14 protein-coding genes are annotated in these 15896 nt (G+C 41.2%); 6 read left to right on the top strand and 8 right to left on the bottom strand.

Annotated features, from left to right (window positions below; genetic code table 11):
• The first annotated feature begins 7 nt into the window (after window positions 1-7).
• Window positions 8-1396 (top strand): histidine--tRNA ligase, encoded by a 1389-nt coding sequence (gene hisS, locus RMX69_RS17435; RefSeq protein WP_322638212.1) that lies wholly within the window; start codon window positions 8-10, stop codon window positions 1394-1396.
• Between the two features lie 235 nt (window positions 1397-1631).
• Here hisS and RMX69_RS17430 read toward each other — a convergent pair whose 3' ends face one another.
• On the bottom strand, window positions 1632-2087 hold the full coding sequence (locus tag RMX69_RS17430; RefSeq protein ID WP_322638211.1) for a hypothetical protein: 456 nt from the start codon (window positions 2085-2087) through the stop codon (window positions 1632-1634).
• 1114 nt (window positions 2088-3201) lie between these two features.
• Between RMX69_RS17430 and RMX69_RS17425 the strand changes: the two genes are divergently transcribed.
• Window positions 3202-3777 (top strand): TMEM175 family protein, encoded by a 576-nt coding sequence (locus RMX69_RS17425; protein WP_322638210.1) that lies wholly within the window; start codon window positions 3202-3204, stop codon window positions 3775-3777.
• Between the two features lie 26 nt (window positions 3778-3803).
• Here the strand turns inward: RMX69_RS17425 and RMX69_RS17420 are convergent, their stop codons facing one another.
• The 6 genes from RMX69_RS17420 to RMX69_RS17395 form a co-directional block, all read right to left on the bottom strand.
• The gene (locus tag RMX69_RS17420; protein WP_289799430.1) at window positions 3804-4997 is read right to left on the bottom strand and encodes an MFS transporter; all 1194 of its coding nucleotides are present in this window, start codon (window positions 4995-4997) and stop codon (window positions 3804-3806) included.
• Between the two features lie 196 nt (window positions 4998-5193).
• Window positions 5194-5907 carry a rubrerythrin family protein gene (locus tag RMX69_RS17415; RefSeq protein WP_322638209.1) on the bottom strand — a complete coding sequence of 238 codons (714 nt, stop codon included), beginning with the start codon at window positions 5905-5907 and terminating at the stop codon, window positions 5194-5196.
• A 238-nt stretch (window positions 5908-6145) separates the two neighbouring features.
• Complete coding sequence (locus tag RMX69_RS17410) at window positions 6146-7240, bottom strand: alkene reductase (RefSeq protein ID WP_322638208.1); 1095 nt, start codon at window positions 7238-7240, stop codon at window positions 6146-6148.
• A 75-nt stretch (window positions 7241-7315) separates the two neighbouring features.
• Entirely contained in the window at window positions 7316-8056 is a 741-nt protein-coding gene (locus tag RMX69_RS17405) for an SDR family oxidoreductase (protein ID WP_289799427.1), read from the bottom strand.
• 392 nt (window positions 8057-8448) lie between these two features.
• Window positions 8449-8904, bottom strand: a complete 456-nt coding sequence (locus RMX69_RS17400; protein ID WP_289799426.1) for a hypothetical protein — start codon at window positions 8902-8904, stop codon at window positions 8449-8451.
• Between the two features lie 650 nt (window positions 8905-9554).
• The gene (locus tag RMX69_RS17395; RefSeq protein ID WP_322638207.1) at window positions 9555-10865 is read right to left on the bottom strand and encodes an efflux RND transporter periplasmic adaptor subunit; all 1311 of its coding nucleotides are present in this window, start codon (window positions 10863-10865) and stop codon (window positions 9555-9557) included.
• Between the two features lie 496 nt (window positions 10866-11361).
• Between RMX69_RS17395 and psaK the strand changes: the two genes are divergently transcribed.
• From psaK to RMX69_RS17375, 4 genes are all read left to right on the top strand, one after another.
• Window positions 11362-11622 carry a photosystem I reaction center subunit PsaK gene (gene psaK / locus RMX69_RS17390; protein ID WP_289799424.1) on the top strand — a complete coding sequence of 87 codons (261 nt, stop codon included), beginning with the start codon at window positions 11362-11364 and terminating at the stop codon, window positions 11620-11622.
• A 116-nt stretch (window positions 11623-11738) separates the two neighbouring features.
• Window positions 11739-11990 (top strand): hypothetical protein, encoded by a 252-nt coding sequence (locus RMX69_RS17385; RefSeq protein ID WP_289799423.1) that lies wholly within the window; start codon window positions 11739-11741, stop codon window positions 11988-11990.
• Between the two features lie 373 nt (window positions 11991-12363).
• On the top strand, window positions 12364-12951 hold the full coding sequence (locus RMX69_RS17380) for a LemA family protein (RefSeq protein ID WP_322638206.1): 588 nt from the start codon (window positions 12364-12366) through the stop codon (window positions 12949-12951).
• A 6-nt stretch (window positions 12952-12957) separates the two neighbouring features.
• Window positions 12958-14889 carry a M48 family metallopeptidase gene (locus RMX69_RS17375; protein WP_322638205.1) on the top strand — a complete coding sequence of 644 codons (1932 nt, stop codon included), beginning with the start codon at window positions 12958-12960 and terminating at the stop codon, window positions 14887-14889.
• Window positions 14890-15315: 426 nt separating this feature from the next.
• Here the strand turns inward: RMX69_RS17375 and RMX69_RS17370 are convergent, their stop codons facing one another.
• Entirely contained in the window at window positions 15316-15840 is a 525-nt protein-coding gene (locus tag RMX69_RS17370) for a hypothetical protein (protein ID WP_322638204.1), read from the bottom strand.
• Window positions 15841-15896: the final 56 nt, after the last annotated feature.

Raw genomic sequence — 15896 nt, 5'->3', positions numbered from 1 at the left:
TACATACATGGCCAAAGGTGACAAAATAAACTTTTCTACCCCTAGCGGGTTTCCAGAATTTCTTCCTAGCGAAAAGCGTCTAGAATTATATTTGCTAGATATCATCCGTAGAGTTTTTGAAAGCTATGGATTTACGCCCATCGAAACACCTGCTGTAGAACGTTTAGAAGTGCTACAAGCTAAAGGAAATCAAGGCGATAATATCATTTATGGAATTGATCCTATATTGCCACCAAATCGACAAGCCGAGAGAGATAGATCGGGCGAAACAGGTTCGGAAGCAAGAGCTTTGAAGTTCGATCAAACAGTTCCTTTAGCGGCGTATATTGCCCGTCACCTGAATGAATTAACCTTTCCCTTTGCCCGCTACCAAACCGATGTAGTTTTTCGGGGAGAACGGGCAAAAGATGGGCGTTTTCGTCAGTTCCGTCAGTGTGATATTGATGTAGTTGCGCGTCGTGAACTCAGCTTGCTCTATGATGCTCAGATGCCTGCAATTATCACTGAAATATTTGAAGCAATTAATATTGGTGATTTTCTGATTCGCATCAATAACCGAAAAGTTCTTACTGGCTTCTTTCAATCATTGGGAATTGCTGAAAATCAAATTAAATCTTGTATTGGTATTGTTGATACTCTAGAAAAGATTGGTGAAAGTAAAGTCAAACAAGATTTAGAAAAAGAAGAAATTGCCGCAGAACAGTCACAAAAAATTATTGAGTTTATTAAAATTGACGGTTCCGTTGATGAAGTCTTAGATAAGCTCAAGCACCTCGCCCAAAATCTGCCAGAAACCGAGCAATTGAGTTTAGGAGTTACCGAATTAGAAACAGTAATTGCTGGGGTGCGTAATCTTGGAGTTGCCGAAAACCGTTTCTGTATTGATTTATCCATTGCCCGTGGTCTTGATTACTATACTGGCACAGTTTACGAAACAACTTTATTAGGACATGAAGCTTTAGGTAGTATTTGTTCTGGCGGGAGATATGAAGAATTAGTCGGGGTCTTTTTGGGCGAAAAAATGCCTGGTGTTGGTATTTCTATCGGCTTAACTCGTTTAATTAGTCGTTTGTTAAAAGCTGGTATTCTAAATACCTTATCTGCTACACCAGCCCAAGTGATGGTAGTGAATATGCAAGAAGATTTAATGCCCACTTATTTAAAAGTTTCTCAACATCTGCGTCAGGCGGGAATTAATGTGATAACTAACTTTGATAAGCGTCCCTTGGGTAAACAATTTCAATTAGCAGACAAGCAAGGAATTCAATTTTGCGTAATTATTGGTTCTGAAGAAGCAGCAGCGCAAAAGTCATCGCTCAAAGATTTGAAAACAGGGGAGCAAGTAGAAGTGCTACTAGAAAATTTAGCTGAGGAAGTTAAAAGAAGACTTAAGTAGCTAGGTATAATTCAACATAAAATAAAATCCTATTTTGGAGTCAGCGATTTATCGCTCAAAGCAAGGATTATAAGGACTAAAGTCCTTACCGTTCTCCTAATGGAACGTGAGTTCGACGGATAGAAAAGCCCAAAAAGTTAGCTAGATATGAATTTGCTTAATTGGGTAGGCGAAGTGCGATGGCTACGCCCGCCGCAGGCATCGCTAAGATTAATTGAACCCCAATACGGTTTAATTAGTGCCAAGGTTCTCTATTGCTACTGGGTGATAATGCCCATTTGTAACAACCGCCACCAGATTGACCAAGCCCACCATCACAACTATCTAGTGCATAACAGTCTGTCTTAGATGCTACCCAACCAGCAGGAACCCAATTAAATTGCCCAGAGGTATTTTCCATCCAATAACAGGAAAACCAAGGCTCTCGATTTGCCTGAGCGTCTGTTGCCCATTTGTAACAACCGCCGCCAGATTGGCCAAGCCCACCATCACAACTATCTAGTGCATAACAGTTTTGCTTCGATGATACCCAACCAGCAGGAACCCAATTAAATTTCCCAGAGTAATTTTCCATCCAATAACATCCGTTTGTAGCAGCCGAACTATGTTCTACTGCGTTAAATCCCGAAACGACCAACATCAAGCTGGATAAAGGAAAAACTAAAATAGACTGAATTATCTTTTTTTTCATGGTTTACATCTAATTGATGAATAAAGCCCTATCACTTGCAGTGAAAGCATCTTGGCTTTGCTGATTAAGAGTATGAATTGATCTCATGCAGAGCCGCAGAGTCTCAGAGAGTAAAAGTTTGAAATCTTTGATTTTTTAATTTCATACTTCAATTCAGTACTCAGATTTCTCAGCAACTATGAACAAAACGGAGGGGAAAAACTGCTAAAATTCTTATAAAATAAGCATTTCAGCGATTTTAAAGTATGATTGCACCGGAACCGCTCAATAATCCAGAGAAAACTGCTCAGTCAAAAGCCTGAAATGGCGTAAAATCTTTCTGAACTGCTAGGTTGCCCCGATTTATTGAACGGATACTTTTCAAACATCCTCTATTTTGAAAGCTACAACAAGAATGTGAGGAACTTGTGAAGAAATAGCTGGTTATTACGCGGATTTCACACCAACTTTGAAAAACCAAGGGTAGACCCTGCTACCTGCCCAGGATTATTTGGTTCAATTGCCGCATCGTCGTAGCGTTGATCTGCGGTAGCAGGCATTGTAACAGTGATAGGATGTCAAGCATGGGCGGATTGTAGCTTTTGAGTTGCCGTTTGGGAAGACAACAACTCTACTACAGAGCGCCCAACTCTCTCTTCATACTCTTTTTTTGGCTAAGGTATTGTTAACTGAACCGTATTGTCATATACCCTACTTATTTGGAAGTCATTTATGAGTTTATCGGATGTCCCTAATCTCTGGGTTCCTGTAGCACTTTTAGGTTTCATTGTTATCGCTGCTGTATTTTTCAGCCGCAGCAATTGATATTTAAAGGATTACAGTTGAGGTAGAGGTTCAGTTGTATGTTTGCTGTTGTCACACCCGATACAATCCATTTGCCCCCAGGTGCGGTAGTACGCCTACCTGGAAGTTGGCAAGATTATCATGTTTAAAAATTGCCTACGAGCGTAATACTAGCGCTGCTATTCGGGAATTACGGCAGAAATTGGCAAGTGAGAATTAAATATTTTGATTTTGCGAGTGCAGAGAATCTTCATCAACGGCGGCTACTTGGTACGATAAAGTACAGAGCCTCACAACTTAACTCTCAAATAAATAGAAAAGGAATGCGTACATGGGAAAAGGGAGATTAGAAGCATTCAGCGATGGGGTGATTGCCATCATCATCACCATCATGGTGCTGGAAATCAAAGTACCGCATGGGTTGGATTTAGCTGCGCTACGCCCACTAATCCCGGTATTTCTGAGCTATGTACTGAGTTTTATTTATATCGGCATCTACTGGAACAATCACCATCACCTACTACAAGCAGTCCGACAGGTTAATGGGCGTATCCTTTGGGCCAATTTGCATCTGCTGTTTTGGTTGTCATTAATCCCCTTCGTCACTGGTTGGATGGGCGAGAATCACTTTGCTCCCATACCAGTTGCCCTTTATGGTACGGTGTTGTTGTTGAATGCGATCGCTTACTTCATTCTTACCCGCACCCTGATTTCTCACCACGGCAAAGATTCGACTCTAGCGATCGCAGTTGGTGAAGATTTCAAAGGAAAATTATCAGTAGTTGTCTATGCTGTAGCAATTCCACTTGCCTTAATGAACTCATGGTTTGCCTGTGCATTATACGCTTCAGTCGCAGTCATCTGGCTGATCCCCGATCGTCGCATTGAGAAAACCCTCACACCCTAAACTAATTACGAATTACGAATTACGAATTACCTACAAGTGCAATACCTAAACACAAAAAATATCAAAACTGCAAAACCAGTCGCGGCATAAAACACACTACTAATTCCGCCAAAACCAAAGGCATAACCCATCAATAACGGGCCTAATGTTTGTCCTAATCCATAGAATGTCCCGTTTACCGATATAATCGTCGCCAAATATTCTCTTGGTGCTAAATCTGCTAAAAGCGTTTGGCTGCTAGGAAAACCGATACCAAGTCCAATCCCAAAAATTGTACTTGGAATTAATAGTAACCAGATATTTGACACAAAGGGAACTATTAACATTGCTAATGCATAGAAAACATAAGATGCACTAATTAAAGTTGTGGCGGGAAATCTTCTCGCTAATCTACCTAACTGGGAAGATGTAATCGTAATTGCCACGGAAACACTAGAAAGGAGCAATCCAATAATTGTGGGTGGCGCTTTAAAGGTATCGTTAATCAGTTGTGGTAAATATGTGACATAAGCACCGTAAAGAAAAACAAAGTTAGCAGCACTGGCAATAAAAATTCCAAATAGCTGACGATTTTTCAGAACTTTTATGGCATTGCTCAAATACTCTTTGAGGTTACGCTCGCCTTTTGGTTCGGGATTCTTAAGTGCAAACAACACCAACAACCCAAGAGGAATCGCTAATATCGGCAACATGAAGGGATAATACCAGCCCATTGTAGCTAATGCACCACCGATTATTGGATAACTTGATGTGCCGACACTGCTGATACTGGCATTGTAACCCATTGCCGTAGTCCGTCTGTCTCCTGTGTATAAATCGCCGATTAAGGTGATACTCAAAGAAAGCAAAGAAGCAGCACCAATTCCTTGCAGCAAACGCAACCATAGTAATAAATTAAAATCACGGGCGAAGGCGCAAGCAGTACCAGCCATGCCAAATATAAATAGCGAAGGAACAATAATTATCTTTCTGCCCAATCTATCGGCAAGAATACCAATAATTGGCCCTAAAATCAGAGATGGGAATGTAAATGCTGTAATCAACAAACCCAAATTTTTCGGGTTAATATTTAAATCTTTAGCTAACTTAGGAAAAGCCGGAGTCACGCTAGAAACTCCAATAACAGCAATTAGTACAACTGCACAAATAATCTGAAAATTTAGCTCTAGATAAACTGGTTTCTGTAGTTCAGATTGGCTGTTATCTTCTGGTAAGTGCATGATCAAACCCTATGTATAAATAATTCTGAACGCGAAGCATCTCAAGAGATGCTTCGCGTTTATAGCAATCCTAAATCATTCGTGAAAAATTAGATCCCCGACTTCTTCGAGAAGTCGGGGATCTGGACATCGCACATTTTCACAACTCATTTAGGATTGCTATAGTTGCTAAAAAAGTGCCTAATTGATTGTCGTCTTAAGCTGCAACTTTTTCCTCAAATGGTTTAAAGGTTTTTTTGCTAGCACCGCAAATTGGACATTCCCAGTCTTCAGGAATTTCTTCAAAAGGTGTACCAGGTGCAATTCCCGAATCAGGATCGCCAGCAACGGGATCGTAAATCATGCTGCATTGTCTACAAATCCACTTACGAGTTTTAGGATCTTCACCAGCAACTCTGGTTGCTGTTTGTCCACCGTTTAATACTTCTAAGGCTTCAGTGTAGCGATCGGCGTGATAATTTTCGATGAATTTTAACAAGCCAAAACGGTGTGCAGCTTCCCGAAATGTGTTGGCATGATCGGTAGATTCTTGAACTTGTTTGAGAAATTCTTCAGCTGCGGGATTGTCGCGATCGCGTTGGGCATCTGCGGCAAACTCTGGATACATTGTGGTGTATTCGTAAGTCTCGCCTTCAATTGCCAAAGATAAACAGCGAGATACAATTTGCCGCTTTTGTTCATCAGTTAAAGCAGCTGCATCTTCTACCACAAGTTCTGGATGTAGTAACTTAAAATGTGCAAAAGCGTGTTCAGTTTCTTGATCTGCTGTTTCTTTAAAAAGTTTCGCCAAGTCTGTAAACCCAAGCTGACGCGCCACCTCAGCGAAAAACAGATACTTACGATTTGCCATCGATTCACCACCGAAGGCAGCTTCTAAGTTTTGAAGTGTAGTAAAGTTGGACAAATCCATAATTTTTTAATGCCTGATAAGTGATATTTAGTGCAAAAGCACAGACTCTACAACGGGATAATCAGCCGTTATTTGTATAAGTTATAAATGCTTTATACAAACTTTGTCATCCCATATTTAGCAATCCGTTCTAATCGGAAGCTAGCACGGCTGTATTCTCCTACTTGGACAATTATAAAACCCAAAAATTGTGCAACTGACAAATTATATTTTTGATTTAGAGATGACTGTAATTGCTTCAAGTTGTCTGAAGTTCTAAAAAGGGATAGTCGGTGTATCCTGTAGCATCAGGGGCATAAAATGTCTTTGGATCTGGAGCGTTAAAATGTACGTTAAGTTCTAAACGTTTTGGTAAGTCAGGATTAGCAAGATATAACTTGCCAAAAGAAACTAAATCTGCATTGCTACTAGTAAGAATCCTATCTCCTGTTTGGCGATCATAGCCACCATTAGTAATCAAAGTACCTTGGAATATTTGTCGAAAGTAGGGTGTAACTGGGTTCATGACTTCGCGGGTTGCTAAATCGACTTCGTTCGGTTCCATCAGGTGAAGATAGGCAAGTCCAAAGGGGTTAAGAGCATTGATTGCATAACCAAAAGTTTCTTGAGGGTTAGAGTCATGCATTCCATAAAAAGTGTTACTTGGCGAAAGTTTGATACCAACCCGGTTCGCACCCCAAACGCTAGCGACTGCTTCCACAACTTCTAAAAGGAATCGGCTACGCTTTTCTATTGAACCGCCATACTCATCTGTGCGCTGGTTAGAGCCATCTTGGAGAAATTGATCGATTAAATAGCCAAATGCACCGTGAAGTTCAATCCCATCAAAACCAGCCGCCAAGGCATTTTCGGCACCTTTGCGGAATTGCTCGACAATTTCAGTAATTTCTGGAGTTTCTAAAGCACGGGGAGTTTCCAACGATACTTTACCTATGGGTGTGTGAAGAGAACCAATTCCAGCGATCGCACTGGGAGCAACTGGCAATTCTCCATCAAGTAAAGCCGAGTGAGAAACTCTCCCAGAATGCCAAAGTTGCAAAAAAATTCTGCCCCCTTGTTCGTGTACTGCATTAGTTATCAACCGCCATCCTGCCACTTGTTCTTCTAAATAAATTCCTGGGCAGCTAATGTATCCTAAACTTAGAGGTGAAACCATTGTACATTCAGTAACGATCAGCCCAGCACTAGCGCGTTGGGCGTAGTAAGTTGCCATTAGCGAGTTGGGGATGCTTGCAATTGCCCGCAAACGCGTCATCGGCGCCATTACGATTCGGTTTGGTAGGGTGTAAGGGCCAAGCTGAACTGGTGTGAAAAGATTGATATTAGAATTCATGACTTAAATTTCTATTACGACGTTGCACATTACTGACTGAGGTTTTAAAACGGGGATCGCTAGAAGAGCTTTTGCTCACGCGATTCCACCGTTGACACGGATGTTTTGCCCAGTGATCCACCTAGCTTCGTCACTAGCGAGAAAGGCTACTACATCGGCGATTTCTTGCACATCTCCCAGTTTGCCAAAAGCAGCCATTTGGGCTAAACGATCTATCTGTTCTTGTGTTTTGCCTTCTCGGAATAGTTCTGTATCGGTGGGGCCAGGAGAAATAACATTAACTGCGATCGCTTTTGCACCCAATTCTTTAGCTAGTACCCGCGTGATTTGTTCCACAGCACCCTTGGTTCCTACATAAGCACTATAAGTTGGCAGCATCATCATTGTAGTTGATGAGGAAAAGTTGATAATCCGTCCCCCTTCTGCCATGTGTTGCGCCGCTTGCTGGCAAGTAAAATAAGTACCTTTGACGTTAATGGCAAAAATCGCGTCGAAATCTTCTTCTGTCACCTGAGTAATTGGTTTATAGAAGGCGATTCCGGCATTATTGACCAAAATGTCAAGTTTACCAAAACGTTCAAGTGTTTGCTCAAATAACCGTTGGATGTCGGGTATTTTGCTAATATCAGCTTGGATAGCGATCGCTTCTACTCCCAACTTTTCAATTTCTGCAACAACTTCTTGTGCTTTGCCTGCATTCCCCGCATAGTTAACGGCAATAGATGCACCGTTACCAGCTAATTTTAGTGCGATCGCTCGTCCAATTCCCCGCGATGCACCAGTGATAATTGCAACCTTCCCTGTCAAAGATGCCATAGATTAATCGAGTTTAATTTTGGTTAACTAAAATGATTATCTATTGTTAAAGGTATTGTACTAAGGTTAAATTTAGCGATCACAGCTAAAACTGCCGACTTCATTCCAGCCAAAATCCCGCCAGCGAATTCAAGTAACTCTCAGGCGGGAGAAATGAAAATACGGCGTTGCTGAATTAAGGGATGATTTTTGTGGGGTGGGCATCCTGCCTGCCCGGAAATACAAGGGACGCTCATGTTGCCCATACCACAAAAATAGTAAAATTATCCCGCAAATATGCAACCCCGAAAATACTTTGCAAAAGGTGAGGATACGTGCCCAACATCTTTTATAAATTGTCTGTCTTCGTTAACCAAAAGCTCATCTGGTTTATCATATCTGCGTAGATTAAATTATTTGAAGAAGGGATTTTCTGAACCTATCACGGATTCAATCTCAATTGGACATGTTGGCTCAGATAAGAGTGTTCCATTAAATGTATAAGTAGTGCCTTGGGAATTGATAGCATTACCACTTATCCTCCGGTCTGGAATAAAGTCTCCTCTTACTTGACCGCTAAGTGCGATACTTTCTTCTAAATTTGGATTTGTTACTGCTTGCCAATTTCTCTGATCCTGACCTAGATTTGTACGGCTATAAGTAGCATTTAGTCCAACAAAGCGAAGGCTGTTACCATCGGCGTTAAATTCCAAACAAGCAGTAAAATTATCTCCCTGACTTGAATTAACATTGACATCGTAGCTTTTGCCCTCCACTCCAGCTTGTACTGGCGCAGCCAACAACGTTATTTGTCCAAGTAAACAAGTTAAAACTAAACCGCACTTAGATTGGATGATTTTCACTGACATAATATTTACCTCTGTTACGTAATCAAGTAATTGCTTACTGTTACTCATTGGTGACAGGTTAAGGTCATTAACTTGTCACCAATAAGTAGTGGTGATTAAATTTAGTCAAAATCGAGGTTACAAACGTAAATTTCCAGCCTGTGATGCCTTCGCATAGCGTTTCATAGACAAGACTAGCTACGCTTACGCATATTTAAAAACATCGTTCATCCTTGGCATCAAATTTAGTATAAAGCTTAATGAGATACTCAATAGCATAGATAATTTACAGCGTAATCACTATTGACAAAACGAGTTATATCTTAAAATTTCACCAATGCTTTCTTTTTAGGAGAAAAGAGTGGACGTGAGTTCAGAGTGTATTGCATAGATAGATACCTAGAGACTACTTTACAAGTTCTCCAACAAAGAGCGATCGCTATAGTTAACGCTCTTATACCAATTTTTTATGAAGCTGCATAGAATTCGATCCCCCCTAGCTCCCCTTATTAAGGGGGGAACCGGAAAAACATCTATCAAAGTCCCCCTTTTTAAGGGGGATTTAGGGGGATCAAGATATGTGCAACTTCACATTAAATTGGTATTAGGTGAAGATTGGTAGGAGACAAGATTGAGACTTCTCCCCTGCTCCTCCTTTCGACTCCCCTTAATTAAAATTCTGGAACGATCGCAACACCATCCCTGAGATTAAGCAACCCTGAAATAATAACTTTATCTTCTGGCTGTAATCCTTCAATAACTTGGTAATTGTTACCTTTAATCTCGCCTAGCTTCACTCGCCTTTGCCGAGCTACTTGTTGGGATACACCTTGGGGAGATGTCTCTGTTTCAACTACATAAACAAAAGTGTCCCCACCGACACGAGTCATTGCTGTTGTGGGAATTAAAACTCCGGGGCGTTGATTCCAGAATACTCTAGCTCTGACTAATTGATCTGCACGTAGCTGACTGTTAGTGTTGTCAAAAAGTGCTTTAATCAGTATCGTTTGTGTTTCATTGCTGGCATTGGGTGCAATAAAAAATATCCTACTTCTACCAAGCTTTTGACCTTGTGTGTTCATCACCTCTACTGGCATACCCTTACGCAATTGGGGCCCTTGCTGTAGTGGTACAGAGATATTCACTTCTAAAGGTCGATTTTGCGTGATATTAACTAATGGTGTAGAAGTATTAACTAAATCACCGACTTTCACAGGGATGTTGCCAACTGTGCCACTAAAAGGAGCGGTAATTTTGTCAGGCTGGGGCTGTTGTGTTTGAGTATTTACATTAGATTGCTGCAAGGATTTTTCAGCCTGTAAGATGGTGGCTCGTTGTGCTTGAATCCTGGAATCAATTGCATCCAGACTAGTCTTAGCATTGGCCAGCCGATTAGCAAACTGATTGCTAGTCTGTCGAGACACGGCTCCTTGTTCAGCTAGGCTGACAAACTTTTCGTAGTTCTGCTGGTACAATTGCAGATTCGCAACGTAGGATGGTCGTTCTGCTTCTAAAGATTTGAGTGTGGCGCGGGCATTTGCCAGTTGCATTAAAAATGCTTGAGGCACAGTATTGCTTCCACTGATACCTGCTGGTTGTGTAGGATCTACTTGGAGAATTGCCGCTCCTTCGACGACAGGATCTCCAGATTTGACAAGTATCTGGGTAACTTGACCCTGAATCCTCGGTTGGAGCGTGACTGAGCGCAGGGATTTTAGACTAGCAATAAAATCTGAACTTTCCTCAATTATGCCGCTTTGTACTGTTGATATTTTGACTCTTACCCCTTGAGGTTGAGCGTTAGTATTTGAAGGTGCTGAATTTTGTGGAGTCAGTAAACGCCAGACTAGAGTTGCTCCGCCCCCTAACAATAGGAGTGCGGCTAAACTCAACCAAAGCCACCGCCGTTTTCCAGAAGGTGGCTCAAATGACGTTTGTGGAGCTTTTTCTCCAAAATCAGTTTGAGGCTCAGGGGATGTCATGGCTTTTGAGGAACTTAAGGAACAAATTAACTAGAATTCAATCAAAATTTCATCTGTCGATCTTGAAATTACTGATTTAGCATGAGGTTTTGCGGCAAATTATATGTTATCCCATCCAAATATACAGTTTTGATGATTCTGTCTAAATCTACCAAAAGGTGAATCCGCTCCTTGAATTTCTTAAGTATTGCTATATCCTTCAAAAAGTCAGGATATTTTTATTCGTAACTCCGGCACAAATTGCGATGGATGCATTGCAATAATTTCATCAGAATCACTGGTGTTTGAGTATAAATAAAGACTACCAGTTTGCTTGTTTCAGATATTTAAATTCAAACTAGCTACCACAGTCAGCTCGCTGCGTTGAACTCATATTTTATTAAGTAGTAAGAATAACTGTTAAATATTGATGCAAAATCGGGTAATTTCTTGAATTTGCTTCGGAAAGTTTCAGATTATGTTTTCAACCATTAATAAATTTCAGGAGCAAATCTAGGTGTTGACTTCAACCTTACTCGCTGCTGCAACCACACCTCTGCAATGGAGTCCTACAGTTGGACTGATTATGATTATTGCTAATATCGTTGCCATTGCCTTTGGCAAATCTAGCATCAAGTATCCCAACGCAGAACCAGGACTACCCTCAGCCAATTTCTTTGGTGGTTTTGGTTTACCAGCCCTTTTAGCAACTACCGCCTTTGGTCATATCTTGGGAGTAGGTACTATTTTAGGGCTGCATAACCTGGGAAGAATTTAGGTTCTTACCCAAGTTAGCCTTTATTTGATGATTCTTTTGTCTCCAGCTTTGAGCCAGAGAGTTACTTCTCTGGCTCTTTTTTATGAGACACTAAGTAATATCAGTATCTCAACGGCATGACAGATATAACAGATTTATCAAAAAGAATTGCCAGCAAAGGCGATAATCCGCTAATTTTGCCACCTGTCAACTTGCAGTCACCAGAAGACTTAGAACTTGAGCGAAAACTGCGAGAACTTAAGTTTAAACAAGAACTAAGAAAAGATTGGATTTTATTTATTGTCAGGGATGTAATAATTTTTCCTGCCGCCATCCTTTTTATTTTTGCTGTCAGTGGTTATTCCCTATTTACTCAGATTCATCGGTGACATATCTGGCTAGAATTTTTAATCGACTAAAGAGGCACAGAGTACACAGAGATGATAAGTAGGTACACATAATTAAATACAATAAAATAAACTCTTAGTTTGAGTGAGCGATTTATCGCTCAGAGCAAGGATTATCAGTACTAAAGTCCTTACTACAAACTTTAATTTATTTCACTCTGCGTTCTCTGCGCCTCTGCGGTTATTTAAAAAATCCTACATCAGTAAACTTGCGTAACTAATTTTACAGACGACGAAGCCAACTTGCGACAAGTAGACTCATCTCTATATCCACATAAATTCTGTTGGATATGAGGATTACCGTAATTGGTAAATCTGCAAAAAAGTAAGTACCTGATGGAAATAATCTAAAAATATGGGGCTTTTAATATTTGCTGTTGCTTTAGTTGCCATTGTTGCTGTAATTATCATTAATAGCTACAACGATTTAGTTAAGTATCGCAACCGTTACAAAAATGCTTACTCTCAAATCGATGTTCAATTACAGCGCCGCTATGACTTAATTCCCAACTTGGTGGAAACAGCCAAGGGGTACATGAAACATGAGCGAGAAACCTTAGAAGCAGTTATTGCCGCCCGAAATTCTGCAATTAATGCTAGCGGTCACGCCGCCCAAAATCCTGGAGATCCCCAAGCGATGCAACAATTGGGCAATGCTGAAGGGGCGCTGACGGGTGCGTTAAGTCGGTTGATGGTACTTTCAGAATCTTATCCAGAATTGAAAGCCGATCGCGCTATGACTCAGGTAATGGAAGAATTGTCTTCCACTGAAAACCGGATTGCTTTTGCCCGTCAGGCTTTTAATGACGCAGTGACACTTTACAACACCAAGAGCGAATCTTTCCCTAGCAACCTGGTGGCAAATACATTTAACTTTACTGTTGCAGAATTGCTCCCCGAAGCTACTCCAGAAATCAGAAATGCTCCACGCGTGTCTTTTTAGGTGTCTATGAATTTCTTTGAACATCAGGATCGGGCACGCCAAAATACGCAACAATTAATTGGGTTATTTTCCCTGTCGATCGCAGTTATGATTATGGCGATTTATATTGCCAGTTTATTTCTGTTTCGCATGGCTCCTCGTGTTTGGTGGCATCCAGGGTTATTTCTTTATGTAGCTGGGATTACAATAATTGCGATCGCAATCGGAAGTTTGTACAAAATTGCCTGTCTCCGGCAGGGTGGAAGCGTAATTGCCCAAGAGTTAGGAGGAAGACTCCTGCTACCAGAAATGGCCGACGAACAAGGGCGACAACTATTAAATATTGTCGAGGAAATGGCGATCGCTTCTGGTATTTCTGTCCCACAAGTTTATCTCCTCGACAGAGAAACAGGCATTAATGCCTTTGCTGCTGGATTTACGCCCAATGATGCTGTAATTGGAGTTACCCGTGGAACTTTGGAACACCTGAGCCGGGATGAAGTACAAGGAGTTATCGGCCACGAATTCAGTCATATTCTCAATGGAGATATGCGGCTGAATTTGCGTTTAGTAGGATTACTGCATGGGATTTTGTTCATTTATTTAACCGGAGAATTGCTGTGGCGTCTTCGCGGTAGCTTCCGTTTAGGAAAGGAAGACAAGGGTTTACCTATCTGGGCATTTGGTTTGGCACTAATGGCAATTGGCGGTATCGGATTACTTTGCGGACGCTTGATTAAAGCCGCCGTCTCTCGCCAACGCGAATTTCTCGCTGATGCTTCAGCCGTACAGTTCACTCGCAACCCCAACGGACTTACCGGAGTCTTTCAAAAACTCCAACAGATGGATTCACGGTTAATATCGCCGGGTGCAGAAGCCTCTAGCCACATGTTTTTTGGCAATGCCCTCAACCCCTCTTTCTGGGAAGATATGTTTTCTACCCACCCACCCCTAGCAGAACGTATCCGCCGCGTTGGGGGTTTGAACGTCAGCAATTTAGCAGCAATGCCATCTCGCAATCAAATGCGTTCGCCTTCCCAAGAATCCCTAACAATGGGCTTTGCTGGTGGTTCTAACGCCACGCCAGAACAGGTTGTAAACCAAGTTGGAAGCGTTACACCAGAGCATTTTGCCCATGCTCAAGCGCTGTTATCGCAGTTACCAGAATCCCTGCGTTTGGGTGCGCGTGAGCAACAAAGTGCAATGGCGATCGCTTTGGCGCTAGCGTTAGATACGGAAAATCTCCAAATTCAAGAACGTCAAATTGCTTGGTTACGAGAAGTACAACCTGCTGATTTGGTAGAGAAAACCTTGGAACTAAGTAGCGAAATTAATCAGTTAGATCCCAGAATTCGCTTACCACTTGTGGATTTGGCAGTACCCGTATTGCGCCAAAACTCTGCCAAAGAATGCCAAAGGCTGTGCAAATGCATCCACGGTTTAGTTGTAGCCACCGGAAGTTTATCGCTGTGGCATTTTGTGTTGCAGTTAATACTGTGGCATCGTCTGCAACCTAGTATAAATCCTACATCTACTACACCAGTAGAATTCACCTCCATCGAACAGATTTGGCCAGATAGTCTATTAGTTCTGTCCGTAATTGCTCGTGTCGGACACTCCCAACCCGATGCGTCTACTGAAGATATCGCCTATGCTTTTCGTTCTGGAGTTTTTCGACTTCCCAAAGCCGGAGAGCAAGAAAAACCAGAAATGCCATTAACTTGTAATTTTACTGAACTAAAGAAAAGTATTGAGCGCCTGCGTCTTGCCACTCCCAAACTCAAACAAGCTATTGTTGATGCTTGCGCCCACACCGTATTATTAGATAACAAAGTTACTCCTTCAGAAGCAGATTTACTCAGAGCGATCGCCATGACGCTAGACTGTCCTATCCCCCCATTTTTAAACCCTCAGCCTAGTGTTTCAAAACAGAAACAACCTTCTACAAAGCGAAGTTAATGTAACGACTGAGACACGATTATTTATAATATCATGTCCGCATAATTAGTTATGCTAACCACAGTCATTGCACCCCACACGCCAGTCGCTCATGGGGGAAACCCCCAAGACCGCGCTGGCTCCCCTTAATCCCCTCCCCGCTCTTCGGGAGGGGAGACAAAGCGTAGCTTTGGCGGGGGTGGGGTTCTTCGGGTTTAATAAGCAATCAAGCGGACATGATATAACTCAACAAATAAAGTCCGCAAAAACGGACTTTTCCATTATTAAATGACCGCTTTCCAGAACAAGAACCTTTTGCCTTACGATTTGATCGGCTAAAAGATATCAAATGGGTTCTATATTGCTCTATGCAACAGTTGGTAAACAGGCATCCGGCTTATTTGCAATTAATTTGAGCCACTAACTATGAATTATTTCCCAACAACTTTATTGATAATCACGCCCCGAATTTCGCAAAATCTTGTTTTCAACAACAATTATGAATCCAGATAATTTTCCATCTGGTAGCTTAAACTTTTGTAACGTCCTGATTCTTTCAGTATCACTAATTAAGTTGATAGTTTCTAATGCTAATGGAAAACCTGTTATCTTATCTGATACTCTAATCATGATAATATTATCACTATATTCTTCTACTATCATCTGAAAATTGCAATAAGGATAATCGGGACTTTCAAAAAGTACCTTACCTACCCCCACAGCCTTGCCAAAAAAACTTATGTTAACAATTTTACCATCAAGATATTTATTCTGATTAGTTTGTACCCATTGATTATTAACAATATTTTGATTTAAAATTGATGTGAATCTCTCAATTTCATTACCATCTTTATCTAGGCGAATCCAGTTACCTTCCCAAGTGCCTACAAATCTTGGCAAAACTTTAAAATCTTCTAATTTAATTTGAAGATTTGGATCAAAACCAGGCAAATTTGTCATTGATTTATTCATAATTTTTATAAAAACTTCACTTTGTCAGCAAATAGAATTTTAGATTCAAAGTATTC

The sequence above is a fragment of the Nostoc sp. EspVER01 genome (assembly GCF_034530635.1).
Classification (GTDB): domain Bacteria; phylum Cyanobacteriota; class Cyanobacteriia; order Cyanobacteriales; family Nostocaceae; genus Nostoc.
This window is presented reverse-complemented; position numbering and strand designations above follow the sequence as displayed.